This is a genomic window from Isoptericola variabilis (assembly GCF_050311655.1).
In the GTDB taxonomy this organism is placed as follows: domain Bacteria; phylum Actinomycetota; class Actinomycetes; order Actinomycetales; family Cellulomonadaceae; genus Isoptericola; species Isoptericola variabilis.
Genome location: NZ_JBNOZM010000010.1, coordinates 128758 through 143865, shown reverse-complemented (window position 1 = coordinate 143865; position 15108 = coordinate 128758). Strand labels below are relative to the sequence as shown.

Genomic DNA, 15108 nt, shown 5'->3' with positions numbered 1-15108 from the left:
GTGCCGCCATGGCGGTGATCCAGGAGGTGGCGCGCACCCGCGGGGCCGCCCCGGAGAGGCGCAAGGGCGACGGCAAGGCCGCGGCGCTCTTCCTCGCCCCGTGGTTCGTCGGGCTGGTCCTCGTCACGGCGTTCCCCCTGGTCGCGTCGCTCTACCTGTCGTTCACCGACTACAGCCTGCTCGAGGCGCCGGGCTGGGTCGGGCTCGAGAACTACACGGCGATGTTCTCCGACCCGCGGTTCTTCCAGGCGCTCAAGGTGACCTTCACCTACGTGCTCGTCTCGGTGCCGCTGCAGCTCGCCGCCGCGCTCGCCCTGGCCATGGTGCTCGACAAGGGGCTGCGCGGCCTGGCGTTCTACCGGTCCGTGTACTACCTGCCGTCGCTGCTCGGCGGCAGCGTCGCCATCGCCATCCTGTGGCGGCAGGTGTTCGGGGCCGACGGCCTCGTCAACCAGGTGCTCGGGTTCTTCGGGATCGAGGGCGTCGGCTGGGTGTCGCACCCGGACTACGCGCTCGGCACCCTCATGATCCTCAACGTCTGGACGTTCGGCGCGCCGATGATCATCTTCCTCGCCGGGCTGCGGCAGATCCCGGCGATGTACTACGAGGCGGCGTCGATCGACGGCGCGGGCCGGTGGCGCCGGTTCCGCAGCATCACGGTGCCGCTGCTCACGCCGATCATCTTCTTCAACCTGGTGCTGCAGCTCATCGGGGCGTTCCAGTCGTTCACGCAGGCGTTCATCGTCAGCGGGGGCACGGGCGGGCCGGTCGACTCCACCCTCTTCTACACGCTGTACCTCTACGAGAAGGGGTTCAGCTCCTACCAGATGGGATACGCGTCCGCGATGGCGTGGTTCCTGCTGCTCGTCGTGGCGGGCATGACCGCCGTGAACTTCCTCGCCTCCAAGTTCTGGGTCTTCTACGATGACTGACGCTCCCGCGCGCACCGAGCCGCGCCCCGGGTCGCACCCCCAGGGTCCCCGCCCCACCCTCGCCGAGGTCGCCGCGACCTACCCCGAGCGCCGCCCGTCGCGCGGCCGCGCCTGGGCCGCCGTCCGCCGCGTGCTGCGGCACGTCGCGCTCATCGCCTTCGGGCTCGTCATGCTCTACCCGCTGCTGTGGATGCTCGCGAGCTCGTTCAAGCCGACCGAGCTCATCTTCCGCGAGCCCGGGCTGATCCCCACCGAGTGGGACCTCGGCAACTACACCGACGGCTGGAACGCCCTGCTGGACCCGTTCAGCCACTACCTGCTGAACTCGGCGGTCGTCGTGCTCGGCTCGGTGCTCGGCAACCTGGTCTCGTGCTCGATGGCGGCCTACGCGTTCGCCCGGCTGAAGTTCCGGGGCCGCAACCTGTGGTTCGCGATCATGCTCATGTCGATCATGCTGCCGATCCACGTGATCATCGTGCCGCAGTACATCCTGTTCTCGTCGCTGTCGTGGATCAACACGTTCCTGCCGCTCATCGTGCCGAAGCTGCTGGCCACGGACGCGTTCTTCGTGTTCCTCATGGTGCAGTTCTTCCGCGGCATCCCCAAGGACCTCGACGAGGCGGCCCGGCTCGACGGCTGCGGGCACGTGCGCATCTACCTGCGGATCATGCTGCCGCTGTCGCTGCCGGCCCTCGCCACCACCGCGATCTTCACGTTCATCTGGACGTGGAACGACTTCTTCAGCCAGCTCATCTTCCTGACGAAGCCGGACATGTACACCGTGCCCATCGCCCTGCGGACGTTCGTGGACGCCACCAGCAACAGCTCGTGGGGGCCGCTGTTCGCGATGTCGATCGTGTCCTTGATCCCCGTGTTCCTCGTCTTCCTGTTCGGCCAGAAGTACCTCGTCAAGGGCATCGCCACCACCGGCATCAAGTAGTTCGCACCCGTTCGAAGGAGAACCTCATGCGAGTCACAGCCACCCGGGCCCTGCGGCGCCGCGGCGTCGCGCTCGTCGCGCTCACCGCGGCCGGGGCGCTCGCCCTCACCGCCTGCTCCGGGGACTCCGGCGCCATGCCGTCGGACGACGACGGCGGCGGCGACGGGAACGTCGAGATCCGCTTCGCCTGGTGGGGGTCGGACGACCGGCACAAGACCACCCAGCAGATCATCGACCTGTTCGAGGAGAAGAACCCGGGCATCACCGTGGTGCCGGACTACACCGACTGGGACGGGTACTGGGACAAGCTCGCCACCGCCACGGCGGGCGGCGACACCCCGGACGTCATCACCCAGGAGGAGCGGTACCTGTCCGACTACGCGTCGCGCGGCGTCATCGGCGAGATGAGCGGCGTCGACACCTCCGAGATCCCCGAGGACGTCCTCAGCACGGGCGAGGTGGACGGCAAGCTCGTCGGCATCCCGACCGGCGTCAACGCGTACGCGATGGTCGCCGACCCGCAGATCTTCGCCGACGGCGGCGTGGAGATGCCGGACGACAAGAGCTGGACCTGGGACGAGTACGTCGACATCGCCGGCAAGATCGCGAAGGGCGCCGGCGACGGCGTCTGGGGCGCGCAGGACTACGGCTTCAACGAGGCCGGGCTCAACGTGCTGGCCCGCCAGAAGGGCGAGTCGCTCTACAACGAGGACGGCACGCTCGGCGTCTCGAAGGAGACGATCGCGGAGTTCTTCCAGACGTCGCTCGACCTCATGGCGAACGGCGGCCAGCCCGACGCGTCGCGGTCGGTGGAGTACCAGAACGCCGGGCCGGAGGGCTCGCTGCTCGGCACCAACGCCGGCGCGATGGGCGTGTGGTGGTCCAACCAGCTCGGCGCCCTGTCCGACGCGTCCGGCCACGACCTGGAGCTGCTGCGCCTGCCTGGCGAGTCGGAGTTCGAGCGCACCGGCATGTACTTCAAGCCGGCCATGTACTACTCGATCTCCGCCAAGACGAAGCACCCCGAGGAGTCGGCGAAGTTCGTGGACTTCCTGCTCAACGACCCCGAGGTCGCCAAGCTGCAGCTCACCGACCGCGGCCTGCCGGCCAACCTGAAGGTCCGGGAGGCGATCCTGCCCGAGCTGACCGCCGCGGACCAGAAGGTCGCGGACTTCATGGCCGACCTCGAGCCCGACATCGTCGACAACCCGTCCGTGCCGCCGAACGGCGCGAACGAGATCCAGGACATCATGATCCGCATCAACACCGAGGTGCTGTTCGAGCGCATGACGCCGGACGAGGCCGCCGACGCGTTCCTCAAGGACGTCGGCGCGGCGATCGGCGGCTGACGTCGAGTCGCTGCCCGGTTCCCGCATCGGGCGTGCTGACGTGATCCTCGAACGGGCCGTTTGAGGATCGAGTCAGCACGCTCGATCTCTCTCCGAGCCGTCAGGACGGGTCGACGACGCGCGCGACGACGGCGCAGCGGTCGTCGCCCGGCGCGGCGCCGGTGGCGGCGCGCACCAGCAGGTGCCGCAGGGCCGTGCGCTCGGCGTCGTCCAGGCCGGCGAGCAGCTCGTCCTCGGCGACGCGCACGCGGGCGTCGAGGTCGGCGAGCACGGCGCGGCCGTGGTCGGTCACGACGATGCGGCGCGCGCGTCGGTCGGCCGGGTCGGGCTGCCGCTCGACGAGGCCGCAGCCGGCCAGCTCGTCGAGGAGGTAGGTCATGACGGTGCGGTCGATGCCGAGCCGGGCGGCGAGCGCCGCCTGGGTCGGCGGGGCGTCGTGGGTGACCGCGGCCAGCACCTCGTAGCCGCGACCGCCGTGCGGGACGTCGGCGCACGCGGCGGCGACGCGGGCGCTCCACTCGCGCAGCAGCGCGGCGAGGGACCAGCCGAGCGGGGACGGGGCGTCCGCGCCGCTGGCGGCCTCCGCGGTGCTGGGGGTCGGGTCGGCGGTGGTGCTCACCGTGCCATCGTAGACGGAATGCGCGGCTCGTCAGAAGAGTTGCCGCTGATATCGTCTGTGTGACAGACGAACTCCCGCGCGACGGGAGCGGTCCTCCCGCGAAAGGTCCCGCATGACGGACTACGGCCACGACCTGGTCTTCGGCACGTTCCTCACCCCCACGAACCGCGACCCGCAGCAGCCGGTGCGGCTCGCGCAGGCCACGGAGGCGGCCGGGCTCGACCTGGTGACGTTCCAGGACCACCCGTACCAGCCCGCGTTCCTCGACACGTGGACCCTGCTGTCCTGGGTGGCCGCGCAGACCGAGCGGGTGACCGTGGCGGGCAACGTGCTCAACCTGCCGCTGCGGCCGCCCGCCGTGCTGGCGCGCGCCGTCGCGTCTCTCGACCTGCTGTCGGGCGGCCGCGCCGCGCTGGGCCTGGGGGCCGGCGGGTTCTGGGACCCGATCGTGGCGATGGGCGGCGACCGGCTCACCCCCGGCGAGTCCGTCGACGCCCTCGACGAGGCGCTCGACATCATCCGCGGGATCTGGGACGGCCAGGAGCGGCGCGCGCTGCGCGTCGAGGGCACGCACCACCGCGTCGTCGGCGCCAAGCGCGGGCCCGAGCCGGCCCACGACGTCCCGATCTGGCTCGGCGCGCTCAAGCCCCGCATGCTGCGCCTCATCGCGCGCAAGGCGGACGGCTGGCTCCCGTCGCTCGCGTACCTCGAGGACGGCGACCTGCAGCGCGGGCACGCGATCATCGACGAGGCCGCCGAGGAGGCGGGGCGTCACCCGGCGGAGATCCGCCGCCTGCTCAACGTCCAGGGTGCCGTCACCGCGCGGCCGCAGGGGTTCCTGCAAGGGCCGGTGGAGCAGTGGGTCGACGAGCTGGCGGCCCTCGCGCTCGAGGACGGCATCGGCACCGTCATCCTCGCCGCCGACGACCCGACCCTCATCCAGGTCTACGGGCAGGAGGTCGCGCCCGCGGTCCGGGAGCTGGTGGCGCGCGAGCGCGCGTCGTCCGGCACGGCACCGGCGGCGTCGCAGCGTGGCACGCGGGCGATCGCGCTGCGCCGCCCGGGCATCGACTACGCCGCGGTGCCCGCCTCGCTGGCCGCGACCGCCGTCGAGCCCGGCGACCGCGCGTACGACGCGGTGCGGCACAACTACCTGCGCTCCGGCGCACCGGGCCTCGTGCTCCGGCCGCGCACGACGGCGGAGGTCGCCGAGGCGGTCTCGTGGGCGCGCACGCAGGACGTGCCGCTCGGCGTGCGGTCGGGTGGGCACGGCATCAGCGGCCGGTCGACCAACGACGGCGGGATCGTGGTCGACCTGGGCGCGCTGGACCAGGTCGAGGTGGTCGACGAGGCCACGCGGCGCGTGCGGGTCGGCGTCGGCGCCACGTGGGGCCGCGTCGCCGAGGTGCTGGCGCCGCGCGGCTGGGCGATCAGCTCCGGCGACTCGGGCGGCGTGGGCGTCGGCGGGCTGGCCACCGCGGGCGGCGTCGGGTTCCTGGGCCGGCTCTACGGGCTCACGATCGACCACGTCGTCGCGGCGGAGGTGGTCACGGCGGACGGGCGCGTGGTGCGGGCGTCCGCCGACGAGAACCCCGACCTGTTCTGGGGGCTGCGCGGCGCGGGCGGCAACCTCGGCGTCGTGACGTGGGTGGAGATCGAGGCGATGGCGCTGGGCGACCAGGGCGCCGTCGTGTTCTCCCAGATGACGCTCGACGCGACCGACGTCGCCGGCACCCTCGAGCGGTGGGGCGCCGTCGTCGAGTCCGCGCCGCGCGAGCTCACGAGCTTCCTCATCCTCTCGCCCGGGCGCGGCGGCCAGGGGCCGGTCGCCCAGCTCATGACCGTGTGGGCGGGCGACGACACGGACGCCGCCGTCGAGCAGCTCGAGCGCCTCGCCGGTGCCGGGCCACTGCTCGGCCACCAGGCGTACCTGTTGCCCTACGCGGGCGTCGTGCAGGCGGGGGAGAAGCACCATCAGGGCGGCGGCGACCCGGCCGTGCGGTCCGGGCTGGTGGCGCACCTGGACACCGCGACCGCCCGCGCGTTCGAGAAGCTCGCGCTGTCGGGCGAGGCGTACTTCCTGCAGGTCCGTGCGACTGGCGGCGCGGCGAACGACGTCGACGAGGGGGAGACGGCGTACGCGCACCGGCACCAGAACTTCCTGCTGTCAGCGATGTCGTCGTCGCAGGCCCGGCTCGACGCCGCCTGGGACGACGTCATGGCGCCGTTCACCGACGGGCTCTACCTCTCGTTCGACACCGACACCCGGCCCGAGCGGCTCCTCGACGCCTTCCCCGAGCCCACGCTCGCCCGCCTGCGCGAGGTGAAGCGCGACTGGGACCCGGACAACGTCTTCCGCGCCAACTTCCCGGTGCCGCCGGCGGAGTGAGCGGGCGCGCGGCGCGTCGGCCGGGTGCGCGAGGATGGGGCCATGCCTCTCGCACCTCGGTACCTGGCCGACGACGCCCGCTACGAGTCGATGACCTACCGCCGCACCGGCCGCTCCGGCCTCGACCTGCCTGCGCTGTCGCTGGGCCTGTGGCACAACTTCGGCGACGTGAACCCGTTCGACACGCAGCGCGCCATCCTGCGCCGCGCGTTCGACCTGGGGATCACGCACTTCGACCTCGCGAACAACTACGGCCCGCCCTACGGGTCGGCGGAGGAGAACTTCGGCCGTCACCTGGCGAAGGACTTCCGGCCGTACCGCGACGAGCTCGTCATCTCCACGAAGGCCGGCTACGACATGTGGCCCGGCCCGTACGGCGACCACGGCTCGCGCAAGTACCTGCTCTCCTCGCTCGACCAGTCGCTGACCCGGATGGGCCTGGACCACGTCGACGTCTTCTACCACCACCGGCCCGACCCGTCGACGCCGCTGGCCGAGACGATGGGCGCGCTCGCGTCCGCCGTCCAGCAGGGCAAGGCGACGTACGTCGGCGTCTCCAACTACGCGCCGTCGCGCACGCGTGAGGCTGCCCAGGTGCTCGCCGACCTGGGCGTGCCGCTGCTCATCCACCAGCCCAGCTACTCGATGTTCAACCGGCACGTCGAGATCGCCGACCGCGATGACGCCTATGACGGCCACCAGAGCGAGTCGCTCCTCGACGTCGTCGAGGACCTGGGCGTCGGCACGATCGTGTTCTCCCCGCTGGCGCAGGGCCTGCTCACCGGTCGCTACCTCGGCGGGTCGGCACCCGAGGGCTCGCGCGCCGCGCGCAGCGACTCGCCGTTCCTGTCGTCGTCGAACCTCACGGACACGTACCTCGACCGGGCCCGGGCGCTGAACGCCATCGCCGAGGGGCGCGGCCAGACCCTCGCGCAGCTTGCCCTGTCGTGGGTGCTGCGCGACGCGCGCGTGACGTCGGCGCTCATCGGCGCGTCGTCCGTGGCGCAGCTCGAGGACAACGTGGCCGCGCTGTCCGCGCCCGCGCTCACCGACGACGAGATCGCCGCCATCGAGCCGCACGCCGTGGACGGCACCGGCCGCTGACACGGCTCGACGAGTGCTCACCACGAGGAACGGAGCGGGTTGATGGTGGTCTGCTGGTTCGTCGGCCTGACGACGCTGGACGTCGTGCACCGGGCGCCGGGGCGCCCGGGGCCGAACGAGAAGGTCACGGCCGTGCGGCAGGACGTCGCGGCCGGCGGTCCCGCGGCCAACGCGGCCGTGACGGCGGCCGCGCTCGAGGCGCACGCGATCCTCGTCAGCGCGCTCGGGGCCGGACCGATCGCCCAGGCGGTGCGGGCGGACCTCGACGACCGCGAGGTGCAGGTGCACGACGTCGCGGGCCCGGACGAGGAGTTCCCGCTCGCCGTGTCGGCGGTCCTCGTGGACGACGCGACGGGCGAGCGGTCCGTGGTCTCGCCCGACGCCGCTCTCGTCGCGGTGCCCGCGCCGCGGCCGGAGGCGCTCGCCGGGCTGCCGCGCCCCGACGTCGTCCTCTTCGACGGGCACCACCCCGAGATCGCCCGGGCCGTGCTGGCGCACGTCGACGGTCTGCGCCCCCGGCCGGCGATCGTCGTGGACGGAGGACGGTGGCGGGCCGTCTTCGCCGACCTGCTGCCCGCCGCGGACGTCGCCGCGCTCAGCGCGGACTTCACCGTGCCGGCGGACATCGCGCCCGGCGCGGACGACGCCCTGCACGGCGCGCTGCTGCTCGGGGCGCGGGCCGCGGTGGTCACGCACGGCGGCCACCCGGTGACCTGGGCCCTGCCGCGTCGGCGCCACGACGGCGGCGTCGAGGTCGGCGAGCGCGGCACCGTGCCCGTGCCGCGGGTAGACGTGCAGGACACCCTCGGCGCCGGCGACGCGTTCCACGGCGCGCTGGCCGTGGCGCTCGCGCGCGGCGAGGACCTGCCCGATGCCTGCGCGACGGCCGTGCGCGTCGCGAGCGTGCGCGTCGGGAAGGTCGGGCCGCGTGCCTGGCTCGCCCACCTCCCCGAGCTGTCAGAGCCACGCGAAGGTTCCCGTGGTCCTGGCCCTGACAACTCTGCCGGGGTGTGAGTTGTCAGGGCCGCACGAGAGTTCTGATGGTCCTGGTCCTGACAGGTCGCGCGGCGCGGTCGCGATGACGACGGCGGAGCTCGTCGCGCGCGCCCGGCGGCTGGCGGCTGGGGGCGAGCGTCGGATCCTCGGGATCGTCGGGCCGCCCGGGGCCGGGAAGTCGACGCTCGCGCGTGCCGTCGTCGAGGAGCTCGGCCCGGCGTTGGCGGTCGAGGTCGGGATGGACGGCTACCACCTGTCGAACGCCGTCCTGGCCGACCTCGGCCGCGGCGACCGCAAGGGCGCGATCGACACGTTCGACGACGCCGGGTACGCGGCCCTGGTCGGCCGCCTCGCCGACGCGCGCCCCGGTGACCCGCCCGTCTACGCGCCGGTCTTCCGGCGCGAGCTCGAGGAGCCGGTCGCGGCCGGGGTGGCGGTCCCCTCCGACGTGCCGCTGGTCGTGACGGAGGGCAACTACCTGCTCGCGCCGTCGGGCGCGTGGCCCGCCGCCCGCGCCCGCATGACCGAGGTCTGGTACCTCGACGTCTCCGACGACGTCCGCCTCGCCCGCCTGGAGGAGCGGCACCACGCGTTCGGCAAGAGCCGCGACGACGCTCGCCGCTGGGCGCACGGCTCGGACCAGGTCAACGCCGAGCTCATCGAGGCGACGCACGACCGGGCCGACGTCGTCGTCCGGTGGACCACCTGACTTCGAGCCAAGCGATCCGTCGCGGCAACCGTGGGCTTGCCGCGGCAGATCGTTTTGCTCGAAGGCGGGGAGCGAGGAGTCTCGGCGCTCAGAGGGAGCGCCGCGCCGCCTCGATGAGCGGCCGGATGCGGTAGGGGATGAGCTCGCCCATGGACAGCGACGTCTCGGTGCGCTCGACGCCGTCGATGGCGAGGATGGCGGCGTCGATACGGAACAGGTGGTCGGTGTGCCGGCACACGACGTGCACGCGCAGGTCGGCGGCGCCGCTGTGCCCGTAGGCCTGCACGACCTCGGGGATCTCGGCCAGCCGGTCGACGATGGCGGGCAGCTCGCGCTGGCGCACGGTGACCTCGAGGAACGCGGTCAGCGGGTGCCCCAGCGCGGCGGGGTTGATGCGGCGGTCGAAGTCCAGGAACGCGCCCGACTCCTCGAGCCGGGTCAGCCGGGCGTGCACGGTGTTCCGGGACAGGCGCAGCCGCTCCGCGAGGGCGGCGATCGTGGCCCGCGGGTCGTCGGCGAGCGCCGTCAGCAGGCTCAGGTCCACGGCGTCGTAGCTGCGCACATCGCCCAGCCTAACGGGGGTGCGCTGAGCACTCTGCTCAAGGTGTCGCGGGGTGCTGGTCGCACTCTGTGAGCGGGGTTACGTTCGCGGTATCCGGCGCTCGACGACGAGCATCCGGCGACACGCGAGGTGAGGCGACGATGCCCAGCACCATGGGTTCGACGTCCCGCGACGACCTGTCACGAGCGGGTGCAGCGCGGGCGGAGACGGCGTCCGGTACGACGGACGGCACGACGACAGACAGCACGAACGGCAGCACGGGCACGACGACGGCCGGCACGGCGAGCGCGGCTCGGCCGGGCGACGTCCCGCTCCGGCTGCTCGACGAGAAGGGCGTGCGGCACCCCGACCCGGCGCACGACCGCTGGTTGACGGACGTCGACGCGGGCACGGACGAGGCCCGGGCGGCGCTGCTGGCGCTGTACGAGGACATGGTCGTGGCGCGGCGCATCGACGCCGAGGCGACGGCGCTGCAGCGGCAGGGCGAGCTCGCGCTGTGGCCCCCGCTGCAGGGTCAGGAGGCCGCCCAGGTCGGCTCGGCCACCGCCCTGCGCTCCGACGACTTCGTCTTCTCCAGCTATCGGGAGCACGCCGTCGCCCGCAAGAGGGGCGTCGCCCCCGTGGACCTGCTGCGCGTGTGGCGCGGCATCACCGCGTCGGGGTGGGACCCGTACGCGGTGAACATGGCGACGCCGCAGGTCATCATCGGCGCGCAGGCCCTGCACGGCGTGGGCTACGCGCTGGGGATCCAGGCCGACGTCGAGCGCGGCGTCGTGGAGCCGGGTGACGACGGCACGGCCGCCGTCGTCGCGTATGTCGGCGACGGCGCGATGAGCCAGGGCGACGTCAACGAGGCGTTCGTCTTCGCGGCGACGTGGCAGGTGCCGCTGGTGCTGTTCTGCCAGAACAACCAGTGGGCGATCTCCGAGCCGGTCACGTTGCAGTCCGGCGTGCCGCTGGTCCGCCGGGCCGACGGCTTCGGGGTGCCGGGCGTGCGCGTGGACGGCAACGACGTGCTCGCCGTGCTCGCCGTGACGCGCGAGGCGCTGCACCGCGCCCGCACGGGCGGCGGCCCCACCTTCGTCGAGGCCGTGACCTACCGCATGGGCCCGCACACCACCGCCGACGACCCCACCCGGTACCGCGACGCGTCCGAGCTGGACGCCTGGGCCGAGCGCGACCCGATCGCGCGGCTCGCGGCGTACCTGCGGGCAGGGGGCCTGCTCACGGATGACGACGAGGCGCGGGTGCGCGCTGCGGCCGACGCCGTCGCCGCCGAGCTGCGGGCCGGCGTCGTCGCCCTCGAGGACCCGCCGCCGCTCAGCGTCTTCGACCACGTGTACGCCGAGCCACACCCGACCGTGGACGCCGAGCGGGCCGAGCACGCCGCGTACCTGGCGGGCTTCGACGAGGGGAACGATCGATGACCACCCAGACTCTCACCCTCGCCAAGTCGCTCGGCGCCGGGCTGCGCCGCGCGATGACCGACGACCCGACCGTCATGGCGCTCGGCGAGGACATCGGCCGCCTCGGCGGCGTGTACCGCGTGACCGACGGCCTGCAGGCGGAGTTCGGCCCGCGCCGCGTGGTGGACACGCCGCTGGCGGAGTCCGGCATCCTCGGCACCGCCGTCGGCCTCGCGTACCGCGGGTACCGGCCCGTCGTGGAGATCCAGTTCGACGGCTTCGTGTACGTGGCGTTCGACCAGATCGTCAGCCAGCTCGCCAAGATGCACGCCCGCACCCACGGGGCGGTGAAGCTCCCGGTGACGATCCGCATCCCCGTGGCCGGCGGCATCGGCGCGGCCGAGCACCACTCCGAGTCGCCGGAGGCGTACTTCGTGCACACGGCGGGGCTGCGCGTGGTGTCGGTGTCGAACCCCCAGGACGCCTCGACCGTGCTGCGCCAGGCCATCGCGTGCGACGACCCGGTCGTCTTCTTCGAGCCGAAACGGCTGTACCACGTCAAGGGCGAGGTGGACGCGGACCTGCCGCTCGCCGACGCGCCGCCGATGGCGGCCGCGCGGGTGGTCCGGCCCGGCGACGACGTCACGCTCGTGACGTTCGGCTCGCACGTCGCGACGGCGCTCGACGCCGCCACCGCGGCGTCCGACGAGGGCGTCTCGGTCGAGGTGGTCGACCTGCGCTCGCTGTCGCCGATCGACCACGACACGATCGCCGCGTCCGTGCGCCGCACCGGCCGTCTGGTCGTGCTGCACGAGGGGCCGCGGCAGGCCGGAGTCGGCGCCGAGATCGCGACGTCGGTCACCGAGCGGTGCTTCGACTTCCTCGAGGCCCCGCCCGTGCGCGTCACCGGGTACGACATCCCGTACCCGCCCGCGAAGCTCGAGGGCAACCAGGTGCCGGACCTCGACCGCGTGCTCGTCGGCATCGACCGCGTGCTGGGACGTGCGGACGTCGGGTCGGGCGTCGTGTCGGGCCTGGAGGTGGGAGCGTGATGGCGACGCGCGAGTTCAAGCTGCCCGACCTGGGCGAGGGTCTGACGGAGTCCGAGGTCGTCGAGTGGCGGGTGGCCGTCGGCGACGCCGTCGAGCTCAACCAGGTGATCGCGGAGGTGGAGACCGCCAAGGCGCTGGTCGAGCTGCCGTCGCCGGTCGCCGGCGTCGTGCGCGTGCTGCACGCCGAGGAGGGCCAGACCGTCGAGGTCGGCGAGCCGCTGGTCACCTTCGACCTGTCGACCGGCGGCGAGTTGTCAGAGCCACAGCGGGGCATGGCGCGTCCTGGCTCTGACAGCTCTGCGGGCTCGGCGGGGGAGGACAGCCCGGAGCCGAACCTCGTCGGGTACGGCGCGCGGCCTGCGCGCACGGGTCGCCCGGCACGACGGCGGCGCCGGGACGTCCCGGTCGCGGCACCCGCCGCGGCGACGTCGGCCCCGGCCGTCTCCGCGAACGGCGTCGCGTCCTCCCCGTCGTCGGACGGGCGGGGGGAGCGGCCGCGCTCGACGCCGGTCGTGCGGGCGCTGGCGCGGCAGCGCGGCCTGGACCTCGCCACGATCACGGGGACCGGTCCGCACGGGCGCATCACGCGGGACGACGTCGAGGCGGCGTCGTCGGTCACGACGGCGCCCGCCACGGCGGCGGGCACGGCGGCGGACGGCGAGACGCGCACCCCGGTGCGCGGGGTCCGCAAGCGCACGGCGGCGGCGATGGTGGCCAGCGCGGCGGCGCCGCAGGCGTCGGTGTTCCTCACCGTGGACGTCACGGCGAGCATGGACCTGCTCGCCAGGCTCAAGACCCACCCGATGGCGGGCGGGCAGCGCATCACGGTGCTCGCGCTGGTGGCGCGCGCCGTCCTCGCGCTGCTGCCGCAGCACCCGTCGCTGACGAGCCGCTGGGTGGACCTGCCGGACGGCGAGGCGGAGATCGTGCGGCCCGCGCACGTGAACCTCGGCATCGCCGTCGCGACCGACCGCGGCCTGGTCGTGCCGCACGTCCCCGCCGCGGACACGCTGTCCCTCACCGGGCTGGCGGCCGCGCTCACCGACCTCACGACGACAGCGCGGGCGGGCCGCACCACGCCGGAGCGGCTCGTGAACGGCACGCTGACGATCACCAACGTCGGCGTTTTCGGCGTCGACGCCGGCACCCCGATCCTCAACCCGGGCGAGCCCGCCATCCTCGGCCTCGGCCAGGTGGTCCGGCGCCCCTGGGAACACGACGGCGGCGTGGCCCTGCGGCAGGTGACGACGCTCAGCCTCACGTTCGACCATCGCGTGGTCGACGGCGAGCAGGGTGCGCGGTTCCTCGCCGAGCTCGGCGCGGTGCTCGCCGACCCCGGGCTCGCCCTCCTGCTCGGGGGCGACGCCGGAACCGCGACCACCGACGAGAGCGAGACCCCGTGACCGTCCTCGCCTCCGCCGTCGACCCCCGCGTCGACGCCACCCGCGCCAACGACGAGGCCCAGCGGGCGCTCGCGGTCCGGCTGCGTGAGCGCACCGCGGCGGCCGCCCTGGGCGGCACGCAGCGCGCACGGGACCAGCACGTCGCGCGCGGCAAGCTGCTGCCGCGCGACCGCGTGGCGCGGCTGCTCGACGAGGGCAGCCCGTTCCTCGAGGTGGCGCCGCTCGCGGCCTTCGGCGTGGACGCGGCACCCGGCGAGCCGGGCGAGTGGCCCGGCGCGGGCGTGGTGGCCGGCATCGGGCTGGTGAGCGGGCGTCAGGTGATGGTGGTCTGCAACGACGCGACCGTCAAGGGCGGCACCTACCACCCGCTCACCGTGAAGAAGCACCTGCGGGCGCAGGAGATCGCGCTGGAGAACCGGCTGCCGTGCGTCTACCTGGTGGACTCGGGCGGCGCGTTCCTGCCGCGGCAGGACGAGGTGTTCCCCGACCGCGACCATTTCGGGCGGATCTTCTACCACCAGGCGAGGCTGTCGGCGGCGCGGATCCCGCAGATCTCGGCGGTCCTCGGCTCGTGCACGGCCGGCGGTGCGTACGTGCCCGCCATGAGCGACGAGACCGTCATCGTGCGGGAGCAGGGCACGATCTTCCTCGGCGGCCCGCCGCTGGTGAAGGCCGCGATCGGCGAGGACGTCACGGCGGAGGAGCTGGGGGGCGGCGAGCTGCACGCCCGGCGGTCCGGCGTCGTCGACCACCTCGCCGAGGACGACGAGCACGCGCTCGACATCGTCCGCGACATCGTGAGCACCCTGCCGCCGGACCCGGAGCCGGCGTGGGACGTCCTGCCGTCGCGCGACCCCGTCGTCGACCCGGACGGGTTGTACGCCGCTGTACCGGTCGACGTGCAGCAACCGTACGACCCGCGCGAGGTCATCGCCCGGATCGTCGACGGCAGCGAGCTGCACGAGTTCAAGCCGGAGTACGGCACCACGCTCGTCACGGGGTTCGCGCGCATCCACGGGCACCCGGTCGGGGTGCTGGCCAACGCGGGCGTGCTGTTCCGCGAGTCGGCGCTCAAGGGCGCGCACTTCGTGGAGCTGTGCGACCAGCGCGGCATCCCGCTGCTGTTCCTGCAGAACATCTCCGGCTTCATGGTGGGCCGCGACGCTGAGGCGGGCGGCATCGCCAAGGACGGCGCCAAGATGGTCACCGCCGTCGCGACGACCCGCGTGCCCAAGCTGACCGTCATCGTGGGCGGCTCGTTCGGCGCGGGGAACTACGCCATGTGCGGGCGGGCGTACTCGCCGCGCTTCCTGTGGTCGTGGCCCGGGTCCAGGATCTCGGTGATGGGCGGGGCGCAGGCGTCGTCGGTGCTCGCGACCGTGAAGCGCGACCAGCTCGCGCGCCGGGGCGAGGAGTGGGACGCGGCCGAGGAGGAGTCCTTCCGCGCGGAGATCCGCGACGGCTACGAGACCGCCGGAGACCCGTACCACGCGACGTCGCGCCTGTGGGACGACGGCATCGTCGACCCGCCCGACACCCGCCGCGTGCTCGGCCTGGCGCTGGGCGTCTGCGCCCGCACGCCGCTGCCCGGCGGTTCCCCGACCCCCGACGACGAGCCCCGCTTCGGGCTCTTCCGGATGTGAGGGC

At 73.5% G+C, this 15108-nt stretch carries 13 protein-coding genes; 11 read left to right on the top strand and 2 right to left on the bottom strand.

Annotated elements, in window-relative coordinates; genetic code table 11:
* The first annotated feature begins 8 nt into the window (after positions 1-8).
* From ACQP60_RS19690 to ACQP60_RS19680, 3 genes are read left to right on the top strand one after another with little or no spacing between them, the layout of a single operon-like run.
* Positions 9-932, top strand: coding sequence for a carbohydrate ABC transporter permease (locus ACQP60_RS19690; protein ID WP_429736089.1), 924 nt, complete (start codon positions 9-11; stop codon positions 930-932).
* Positions 925-1872, top strand: a complete 948-nt coding sequence (locus ACQP60_RS19685; RefSeq protein ID WP_429736087.1) for a carbohydrate ABC transporter permease — start codon at positions 925-927, stop codon at positions 1870-1872. Before ACQP60_RS19690 ends, ACQP60_RS19685 begins: the two co-directional genes overlap by 8 nt.
* A gap of 26 nt (positions 1873-1898) precedes the next feature.
* Complete coding sequence (locus ACQP60_RS19680; RefSeq protein ID WP_429736085.1) at positions 1899-3221, top strand: ABC transporter substrate-binding protein; 1323 nt, start codon at positions 1899-1901, stop codon at positions 3219-3221.
* A 100-nt stretch (positions 3222-3321) separates the two neighbouring features.
* Here the strand turns inward: ACQP60_RS19680 and ACQP60_RS19675 are convergent, their stop codons facing one another.
* Complete coding sequence (locus ACQP60_RS19675) at positions 3322-3840, bottom strand: MarR family winged helix-turn-helix transcriptional regulator (protein WP_429736083.1); 519 nt, start codon at positions 3838-3840, stop codon at positions 3322-3324.
* Between the two features lie 112 nt (positions 3841-3952).
* Between ACQP60_RS19675 and ACQP60_RS19670 the strand changes: the two genes are divergently transcribed.
* The 4 genes from ACQP60_RS19670 to ACQP60_RS19655 all read left to right on the top strand — a co-directional run bounded on the left by ACQP60_RS19670 (position 3953) and on the right by ACQP60_RS19655 (position 9038).
* Complete coding sequence (locus tag ACQP60_RS19670) at positions 3953-6229, top strand: LLM class flavin-dependent oxidoreductase (RefSeq protein ID WP_429736081.1); 2277 nt, start codon at positions 3953-3955, stop codon at positions 6227-6229.
* Between the two features lie 42 nt (positions 6230-6271).
* Positions 6272-7333 (top strand): L-glyceraldehyde 3-phosphate reductase, encoded by a 1062-nt coding sequence (gene mgrA / locus ACQP60_RS19665; RefSeq protein ID WP_429736079.1) that lies wholly within the window; start codon positions 6272-6274, stop codon positions 7331-7333.
* 42 nt (positions 7334-7375) lie between these two features.
* A complete protein-coding gene (locus ACQP60_RS19660) occupies positions 7376-8347 on the top strand; it encodes a PfkB family carbohydrate kinase (protein ID WP_429736077.1) in 972 nt (323 codons plus the stop codon).
* A gap of 64 nt (positions 8348-8411) precedes the next feature.
* Positions 8412-9038: a nucleoside/nucleotide kinase family protein gene (locus ACQP60_RS19655; protein ID WP_429736075.1), complete on the top strand. Its 627-nt coding sequence runs from the start codon at positions 8412-8414 to the stop codon at positions 9036-9038.
* A gap of 88 nt (positions 9039-9126) precedes the next feature.
* Here the strand turns inward: ACQP60_RS19655 and ACQP60_RS19650 are convergent, their stop codons facing one another.
* Positions 9127-9600: an Lrp/AsnC family transcriptional regulator gene (locus tag ACQP60_RS19650; RefSeq protein ID WP_429736073.1), complete on the bottom strand. Its 474-nt coding sequence runs from the start codon at positions 9598-9600 to the stop codon at positions 9127-9129.
* Positions 9601-9740: 140 nt separating this feature from the next.
* On the opposite strand from ACQP60_RS19650, the gene pdhA reads away from it, so the two are divergent.
* Genes pdhA through ACQP60_RS19630 form a run of 4 tightly spaced genes read left to right on the top strand, consistent with a single transcriptional unit; the run spans position 9741 to position 15104 of the window.
* The gene (gene pdhA / locus ACQP60_RS19645; RefSeq protein ID WP_429736071.1) at positions 9741-11027 is read left to right on the top strand and encodes a pyruvate dehydrogenase (acetyl-transferring) E1 component subunit alpha; all 1287 of its coding nucleotides are present in this window, start codon (positions 9741-9743) and stop codon (positions 11025-11027) included.
* Positions 11024-12058 (top strand): alpha-ketoacid dehydrogenase subunit beta, encoded by a 1035-nt coding sequence (locus ACQP60_RS19640; RefSeq protein ID WP_429736069.1) that lies wholly within the window; start codon positions 11024-11026, stop codon positions 12056-12058. The genes pdhA and ACQP60_RS19640 overlap by 4 nt, the downstream gene beginning before the upstream one ends.
* Positions 12058-13461 carry a dihydrolipoamide acetyltransferase family protein gene (locus tag ACQP60_RS19635; protein WP_429736199.1) on the top strand — a complete coding sequence of 468 codons (1404 nt, stop codon included), beginning with the start codon at positions 12058-12060 and terminating at the stop codon, positions 13459-13461. Before ACQP60_RS19640 ends, ACQP60_RS19635 begins: the two co-directional genes overlap by 1 nt.
* Positions 13458-15104, top strand: a complete 1647-nt coding sequence (locus ACQP60_RS19630) for a carboxyl transferase domain-containing protein (RefSeq protein WP_429736067.1) — start codon at positions 13458-13460, stop codon at positions 15102-15104. The genes ACQP60_RS19635 and ACQP60_RS19630 overlap by 4 nt, the downstream gene beginning before the upstream one ends.
* The last annotated feature ends 4 nt before the right edge of the window (positions 15105-15108 follow it).